Below are 6,947 nucleotides of genomic sequence, written 5' to 3' on the forward strand. Positions count from 1 at the left end.
CCCGTTTCCTGACCGCATGATTCGGAACGGGGCGTTGGCGGCCCATCGGTCCTGTCCACTGGGTAACACACGTTCATTTCGCGGAAACATCTCGACAACTCCATTGCCCCGCAGGGATTCCGGCGAGCTGACCTATGCTCAAATCTCCCCAGCATCCGTTGCGCCGGACGGTGGATTCTCTTTAGCCTCAGCGGGCAACGGTGCGAGGAGACTCGCCTGAACGAAGGGAGCGTGACATGGCGGACGGTTCCGGCAGGAAAGCGGAATATGCCAAGGGCTTGGGAGGTGTCTCCTCCCTGGAGTCGGCCCGGGCCGCGGTCGAGAAGATCCAGAACAACGTGGCCGAGGTCGCTGCGCGTTCGGGTGTCGGCGGCGACGAGGGCCAGGCTCTGCTGAAGCTCTTCCGCAGTTGGAACGGCGAAGCGCAGAAGGTCGTCGTCCAGATCAGCAAGATGATCGACGCGCTCCAGGAGAACGTGACCTCGGCCAACCGCCTGGCGAAGGAGAACCAGGACCTGACCGAGGTGCTCAACAGCAAGACCAGCCAGGGTGTCTTCGAAGCGCTGCGCTGACCCAACCCCCAGCGGCACCCGGCCCCCTGCGAAGAGGCCGGCACCCGTGAGCTTCCCGGGCCTCGACGCCCGGCCACCCGAGAGGAGACGTCATGGCCGACGGCATCATCGATGTGCAGTACGCCACGGTCCGGAACGCGATTGAGGAGCTGAAGGGCCAGACCCAGCAGATCATCACCACCCTCAACAACCTGGAGGACGAGCTGAAGCCGCTCGTCATGTCCTGGGAGGGTGACGACCAGCAGATGTACCGCGGAGTCCAGGCGGAGTGGGACCAGGCCACCAAGAACATGGCCCTGCTCCTGGGCGACAGCGGTGAACTGGTCCAGAGCATCCACGACAACCACTCCCGTGACGAGCGCAAGAGCGCCGACAACTGGGGCAATGTGCGAGCTCGCTGAGGTCCTCCGTGCGGATCGCGCCGGGGTGTTCCCCGGCGCGATCCGCACGGCAGGTCCCCGGGGCCGGCCGGACTCCACTTCGTCCGGCCGGCCCGCGTTCCGTCCGGTACCGAACGGCAGGAGGACGTCCCATGGCCGGTGAGAAGGCCGACGTCAAGCATTTCGACCTCAAGCAGATGGAGAACTTCCGGGACAACGAGGTGCAGCCTGTGTACACCAAGGCGAAGAAGCACCGGGAGGACGGCGAGCCGCCCAACATCCGGCCACTCGGTGACCTCATCGACGGGCACACCAGCCCGGACAACCTCGTCCAGGGCCAGCAGCTCCTACGCATCGGCAAGATGGCCACCGAGGCCCTGGTCTCGGGCCCCAAGCTGATCGAAGGTGTCCGGACGGCGGCCGAGGCCATCGACAAGCTGCTCGGCGACCAGATGGAGCTCTTCAAGGAGCTGCAGGAAGCGCTCACCGAGACCATCGAAGAGGCCAACAAGACCAAGAACAAGAACCTGGACGCGATCGACGCCCAGACGCTGCTCCAGACCTTCGACGAGGTCGACACGCTCACCAGCGGGTCCTCGGAGACGAACGAGACCTGATCCAGTGCCGTGCGAGGCGTCGGCGCCCCGCCCGGCACACGCTGTGAGAGAGACCCGGCTGCACGTCCACACGACGGGGCGGCGCGCCGGCGCGGACGACAACAGACCAGAAAGGGTCCCCGGTGCCCGATAGGTACGATCCCACATCCGTCGACAACGTCGGCAAGTACGAGGACGTCGGTGGAGCATCGTCCGACACCTGGGCCGGCCTGGTCACCCACATCACCGGATATCCGGTACCCGACCGCGCCACCATCTTCGACAAGCTCCGCTCCGACCACGGCGGCAAGCTCTTCCGGATGGACATCAAGGAGCGCAGCCTCGGCCTGCTCGTCAAGGACTCCGGCTTCCTGCAGAACAAGGGCGAGGACTACGACATATGGTTCTTCGACGGCGGCAAGAAGCGCTCCATCATGCAGGCCCGCATCGTCTTCGAAGGGCGGGTGAAGGCCGGTGAGGAGATCATCTTCGCCGGGACCGACTCCGACGACGTGAACAACGTCCAGGTCCGTGAGGGAAACGAGTTCACGGACTACAACAAGGACAAGATGAGCACCATCCCGCTTGCCCAGTACATGAACGGGCCGCGGGCAGCGCTTCTCGAACTGCTGACGGGCGACACGAAGAACGCCCGGTTCAGCAACCTCGGTGTGGGCGACGAGGCCGTGGTGGACCTGAACTCCTTCAATCGCACGGGGGAGTCCTTCGACTTCGCGGCCAAGTTCTTCAAGGACCAGGCGCCGCTGCTCAAGGACTGGGAGGACCGCTTTGGCCGCGACGACGCCAGCTGGAAGGGCGAGGCCGCGGACGTCTTCCGGAGCCTGCTGAAGAAGGTCCGCGAGAACTACGACAGCTACGTCGAGACCTTCAACTCCTCGCCCGGCACGGGGGACGAGGCCGGAACGGGTAACACGCTCTACTCGCGGTCGCTGTCGCTGGGACGCTCGTACCTGGTGGACGCCGCCAACACGCTGCTGGCGGCGTGGCTGAAGTGGGCGAAGTCCCCGTACTACGACCCGCACCGGGTCCTGCGCTACGTCCTGGACGACCTCGCCCAGTGGGTGGACACCGAGAACGTGGCCAAGACGGAGATCAAGTCCTACACCAGCCGTTACTCGACGACCGTCAGCCACAGTCCGAAGGAGGGGTTCTCCCAGGTGCACCCCGACTACGGGGACCTCACCGACATCGCCAACTGGGCCAAGGTCGGCGACAAGGCGGTCGAGATCTGGAACAAGGGCGTCGACGATCTGCTGATCACCCCCGCCCGTCAGGTGCAGTCCACTCTGAACAACCACTTCCTCGACCTGGGCAAGGACTTCGCCGAGAGCGTGCCCAAGCCGAAGTCGACCAGCACGGCCTCGGAGGAGTACGAGAAGAAGAAGCTCGAGGAGGAGAAGGAGGAGATCAAGAAGGAGAACGAGGAGAACAAGAAATACCAGGACGAGCTGCGCGAGGAGCAGAGAAAGCAGCGCGAGGAGGACAAGAAGTACCAGGACGAGCTGCGCGAGGAGCAGCGGCTTCAGCGAGAGGAGGACAAGCGGCTCCAGGACGAGCTGCGGAACGAGCAGAACCAGCAGCGCGACGAGGACAAGAAGTATCAGGACGAGCTGCGCGAGGAACAGAAGCGCGAACAGGAAGAGGCCAAGAACCTCCAGGACGAGCTGCGGAACGAGCAGAACCAGCAGCGCGAGGAGGACAAGCAGTACCAGGACGAGCTGCGCGAGGAACAGAAGCGCGAACAGGAAGAGGCCAAGCGGGAGGCCGAGGAACAGCAGAAGATCGTGGAGGAGAGCCTCGGCGGCCTCAACGATCCGAACGCGGTCAACACGCAGAACCTCGACGAGCTGTTCAACGTGCCGGTCACCGAGAGCAACGGTGATCTCGGTAACCTGAACAATCCGGGTGGTCCCGACGACCTCAACAACACGATCACCGAGGAGCTCGGCAACCTCGGCGACGTGAACAACCCCGGTGGCGAGAACCAGTCGCCCCTGGGTGTCACACCGCCCGTGTCCCAGAACCTCGGCAGTCTCGGCAATCTCAACGGTGGCCCCGGCGGCACGAAGAACGCCACCGACGCGGCCAACGAGGCGATCGCCCAGAACCTGGGCAACCTCGGTGATCTGAACAGTGGTGCCGGCGGCTCTCTGGACACGCCGACCGGAGGCAGCACCCAGCTCGGTGACAGTGGACTGACGACGGACTTCCCGGACGGCAGCAGTACGCAGTTCGACCCGGACAGCGGTGTGCTGACCACCACGCATCCGGACGGCAGTGTCACCACGCAGAACCTGGGCGACGGCGCAAGGGTGACCAACCCCGACGGGTCGGTGACTTCGCTGGGTGACGACGGGAAGCTGACGACGACGTTCCCCGACGGCACCACCCAGGTCGTGGACCCGGCGACCGGCCAAGCGGTCTCCACCGCTCCCGACGGCACCGTCACGACCGAGAACCTCGGCAACCTCGGTGGTCTGAACAGCGGGAACGGCGGCCTCGGAGACCTCGGCGACATCAACTCCTCGCTGCCCACCGACTCGATCGGCGACCTGGGCAACCTCGGCAACCTGAACGGTGGTGCCGGTGGCTCCCTGGACACGCCGACCGGGGGCAGTGTCCAGCTCGGTGACAACGGTCTGACGACGGACTTCCCGGACGGCAGCAGTACGCAGTTCGACGCGGACACCGGTCAGCTGACCACCACGCATCCGGACGGCAGTGTCACCACGCAGGACCTGGGTGACCTCGGGCAGGTGACCAACTCGGACGGGTCGGTGACTTCGCTGGGTGATGACGGGAAGCTGACGACGACGTTCCCCGACGGCACCACCCAGGTCGTGGACCCGGCGACCGGCCAAGCGGTCTCCACCGCTCCCGACGGCACCGTCACGACCGAGAACCTCGGCAACCTCGGCAACCTGAACGGTGGTGCCGGTGGCTCCCTGGACACGCCGACCGGGGGCAGTGTCCAGCTCGGTGACAACGGTCTGACGACGGACTTCCCGGACGGCAGCAGTACGCAGTTCGACGCGGACACCGGTCAGCTGACCACCACGCATCCGGACGGCAGTGTCACCACGCAGGACCTGGGGGACCTCGGGCAGGTGACCAACTCGGACGGGTCGGTGACTTCGCTGGGTGATGACGGGAAGCTGACGACGACGTTCCCCGACGGCACCACCCAGGTCGTGGACCCGGCGACCGGCCAAGCGGTCTCCACCGCTCCCGACGGCACCGTCACGACCGAGAACCTCGGCAACCTCGGCAATCTGAACAGCGGGAACGGCGGCCTCGGAGACCTGGGTGGCCTCGGGAATCTGGACGGCCTGGAGACCCCGACGGGCGGGCAGACCGGACTCGTCGACGGCGACTTCGCCACGATGTTCGCGGACGGTGGCTCGGCGCGCTTCGATCCGGAGAGCGGGATGCTGACCAGCACCGGCCCCGACGGCTCCACCGTGGAGACCGACCTCACCCACGGGGCGAGGGTGAACAACCCGGACGGCTCCACGACCTTCCTGGAAAACGGCGAGCTGACCACCACCTTCCCGGACGGCACCAAGCAGGTCATCAACCCGGACACCGGCGTCGCCACCGTCACCGACCCTCAGGGCAGGACCGAGACGGTGAACCTGAAGGACCTCAACTCGTCGATCCCCACCAATAGTTCGGGAATCTTCGACGAGCTCGGCGGCCTCGGTGATCTCGGTGGGTCCGGCGGCGGTGGTGGTGGTACCACCAGCCGCGACGTACCACTCTCCGAGCTGGGCCTCGGCGGTGGTGGCGCCACCGGTGTGTCCGGCGGCGGCATCCCGGGGGCCTCCGTGGACGGCATCGGCACGGGTCAGGCCGCCCCCCTCTCCGACAGTGCGACCGCCGGCGCGGGAACCCAGCTCGCCGCCGCCGCCGGGGGCACCGGCGGAGCCCCCGGCGCCCCCGGCACGCCCGGCAGCCCCGGCATGCCCATGGGTGGAGGCATGGGCGGCATGGGCGGCGGTGGCGAGAAGGGCAACGGCGAGCGGGTGCGTTCCGTCCTGGTCGACGCGGCCGAGGAGAGCGAGCGCCGCACCCGCCGCCGACGCAGCCCGTGGAACCGGCAGGAGGACAGCGACACCTTCCTGTCCCCGGCCTCCCGGGTGACGACCACCGGCGGCGATTCCCCCGAGGAGTCGACCGAGCCGGGCCGCAGGCCCACCACGTCCGCCGACTACCTCGAGGAGGACGCGGACGTGTGGGGCACCGAGGAGGGCGGCACCCCGTCCGTGATCGGCCGGTGACCACCACTCGGATCCGGCCCACCACCGCGGTGAGAGGCTCCCGGACCCACCCCGGCTTCCGCAGCGGGGTCTTCACCAGGCAAGATCAACGGAGCAGTTGAGTCACCGGGGACCAGGGGCCCGGCACATCCGTCCGGGCCCAGGGGCGCACGGACGTACGGACAGACCGACGGAGAGGGAGGGAACGAGCATGACGGAACCGTTGGAGAAGCGCCTCGAGAAGGCCATGGCCGAACTGCAGTCGGCCCAGGAGGCGGTCGCACGCACCGAGCGTGAGCTGCGGACGGCGTCGTTCGCGGCACTCTCCTCCGACCGTGCGGTCCGAGCCACGGCGGGCCCGCAGGGCGAGCTGACCGGGATCGACTTCCTGGAGAACAAGTACCGCGACATGTCACCGCAGGAGTTGGCTGCCAGCGTTCTGGAGGCGGCGAACGCGGCGCGCCTCAAGATGAACCGTCATGTGATGAAGGCGATGGCGCCCTTCGCCGAGCCCAGCAGCAACGTGCCGGAGCTGAAGGGCTTCGAGATGGACTGGGAGCGCATCTTCGGTCCAGAGGTGCTGCGCGAGGACGACGGGGACACGGCACGAGACGCTCAGGCCGCGCCCGCCTGGCGGGACGCGATCGGCGAAGAGGGAGAGGACTGACGATGGGACAGCGCTACTACGTAGACCCGCATCGCATCGAGGCCCTGGCCAAGCAGCTGGAGGAGATCGGCACCCTGACCAGGAGCATGACCGAGGAGTTCCTCGACGAGCTGGCACCCACGGTCAGCTGGCCGGGCACGGAGGGCGAGTTCGCGGAGAAGGCGAAGCCGCAGGAACAGAAGGAACGGCAGACCACCAAGGACACCATGCTGTCCATCCGTGACGCGCTGGTGGGCATCACCGACGCCACGCTCGGCAACGTACGGATGATGAAGGACACCCGCGACCGCAACATCGAGAGCGTCGAGCAGGGCACCAACCGCATCAACACCGATGGACTCGACGGCCCGGGCGGGCATGGGCGCCGCTGACCTCCGCGCCACAGGCCGCTCCCACGGCATAACGGGAGCGGCCGCTCCGTCCTGCCCGCACGGGCACGAGGACGGCCCCCG

The 6,947-nt window shown here is 67.1% G+C and carries 6 protein-coding genes; all 6 read left to right on the forward strand.

The annotated features are described in order from the left end of the window. Window positions 1-236: 236 nt before the first annotated feature. On the forward strand, window positions 237-572 hold the full coding sequence (locus tag JOC24_RS19620; RefSeq protein ID WP_205021641.1) for a hypothetical protein: 336 nt from the start codon (window positions 237-239) through the stop codon (window positions 570-572). A gap of 92 nt (window positions 573-664) precedes the next feature. Beyond that, window positions 665-973 (forward strand): WXG100 family type VII secretion target, encoded by a 309-nt coding sequence (locus JOC24_RS19625; RefSeq protein ID WP_205021642.1) that lies wholly within the window; start codon window positions 665-667, stop codon window positions 971-973. 131 nt (window positions 974-1,104) lie between these two features. Beyond that, window positions 1,105-1,569 (forward strand): type VII secretion system-associated protein, encoded by a 465-nt coding sequence (locus tag JOC24_RS19630; RefSeq protein ID WP_205021643.1) that lies wholly within the window; start codon window positions 1,105-1,107, stop codon window positions 1,567-1,569. 122 nt (window positions 1,570-1,691) lie between these two features. Continuing rightward, window positions 1,692-5,849, forward strand: coding sequence for an AAWKG family protein (locus JOC24_RS19635; RefSeq protein WP_307792732.1), 4,158 nt, complete (start codon window positions 1,692-1,694; stop codon window positions 5,847-5,849). Between the two features lie 190 nt (window positions 5,850-6,039). Continuing rightward, on the forward strand, window positions 6,040-6,495 hold the full coding sequence (locus JOC24_RS19640; protein WP_205021644.1) for a YbaB/EbfC family nucleoid-associated protein: 456 nt from the start codon (window positions 6,040-6,042) through the stop codon (window positions 6,493-6,495). Window positions 6,496-6,497: 2 nt separating this feature from the next. Continuing rightward, complete coding sequence (locus tag JOC24_RS19645) at window positions 6,498-6,866, forward strand: hypothetical protein (RefSeq protein WP_205021645.1); 369 nt, start codon at window positions 6,498-6,500, stop codon at window positions 6,864-6,866. Window positions 6,867-6,947 lie beyond the last annotated feature (81 nt).

Origin of the sequence: Streptomyces sp. HB132 (assembly GCF_016909575.1) — a bacterium.
GTDB lineage: Bacteria > Actinomycetota > Actinomycetes > Streptomycetales > Streptomycetaceae > Streptomyces.